Annotated in this window: 1 protein-coding gene; it reads right to left on the bottom strand. The window is 68.4% G+C overall.

Annotated features, from left to right (window positions below):
- Window positions 1-28: 28 nt before the first annotated feature.
- A complete protein-coding gene (locus ACFU8W_RS52450) occupies window positions 29-1,303 on the bottom strand; it encodes an ISL3 family transposase (protein WP_384052995.1) in 1,275 nt (424 codons plus the stop codon).
- Window positions 1,304-1,416: the final 113 nt, after the last annotated feature.

Genomic DNA, 1,416 nt, shown 5'->3' with positions numbered 1-1,416 from the left:
GGCTCTTCGGTCGCTTCCGTGGGCGGGATTATGCGGTGTGACGGCCCGGCAGGTGGGGGCGATGGCCGCCGAGGCTGAGCATGGCGAGGGCGATGAGGGCTTCTGGGTCCTTGAAGCCGAAGGCCATGCGGGTGATCAGCCGGATCTTGGTGTTCATGCTCTCGACCAGCCCATTGCTCAGCCCGTGCTCGGCGGCTGCGGTGATGGCGTCCCAGTGCCTGACGACGGCGCGCTGGAGTTTCACGAAGGGTTCCAGGCGGCAACGCCGGGCCCACGTCACCCACTCCCATAGCGCCTCGACGATGTCTTCGCCCTGCTTGAGGGCGACCCGCAGGCCCTCCTTGAGCAAGTAGGCACGGTGCAGGGTCGGATGGGCCTTGGCGATGAACGCGAGTTGGGCCCGCTGGCCGACGGTGAGGTCCTCGGGGTTCTTCCACAGCGCGAAGCGGGCCTTCTTCAGCGACTTTGACCCGCGCGTGGCGCGGCCCATGCCGCCGCGCTCGGCGTTCCACACGGCGCGGCGGACCGCGTCCAGGGCCTCGGTGGCCCACTGCACGACGTGGAACGGGTCCATCACCCGCACCGCGTTCGGACACCGCTCGGCCACGACCGTGGAGATCCACTCGGCGGCATCCGCGGTCACGTGCGTGATCTTCGCCGAGCGCTCCTCGCCCAGCAGGGCGAAGAACGCCCGCAGGATGGCCTTGTCCCGCCCTGGTGCCGCCCACACCAGGCGCCCGGAGTCGTGATCAACCACGATGGTCAGGTACTTGTGGCGCTTCTTGTAGGAGATCTCGTCGATCCCGATCCGGCGCAGGCCGGCCAGCAGGTCCACGCGCTCGGTCACTGAAGCCCACACCCGGGCGCAGATGCTGCCGACCGTGCGCCAGCCGATCCGCATCAGCTGGGTGACCGTGGTCTTCGAACAGTGCGTGGCCAGCCAGGCCACCGTGTCATCGAACGGCAGGGTGTGCCCGGCGCCGTGCCTGGCCCAGGGTACCGAGGCGACCGTTACGCCGTGCTCGGGGCAGAACACCCGCGGCGACTCCGCCTCGATCACCGCTTGCAGGGTGCCCAGGTCCAGGGCCCGCCAGCGCCGCCTGCCCTCGCCGTTGTCGTACCTGGCACACCGCCGCCCGCAGATCCCGCACCGCTGACGGCGGCCCTTGGCCGGGCGGGCGTGCACCACGATCAGCACATCCGCAGAGTCGTTCTCGCCAGCCTCGGACTCCTCTGCCTCCACCAGCTCGATCACGGTCTTTTCGACACCGAGCAGCCGAGTCCATATCCTTGAAGATCGCACGCCGTATCCAGGTTCTTCCGTTTCGTACCTTCGCAAGTCGAAACGTAGCCGGGGTACGGCGTGTTCTGCGTATCAGCCCTGGTCAGCGACCCATGGAAGCGACAGGAGAGCCG

This window comes from Streptomyces sp. NPDC057565 (assembly GCF_042801455.1).
Lineage (GTDB): Bacteria > Actinomycetota > Actinomycetes > Streptomycetales > Streptomycetaceae > Streptomyces > Streptomyces yanii.
This window is presented reverse-complemented; position numbering and strand designations above follow the sequence as displayed.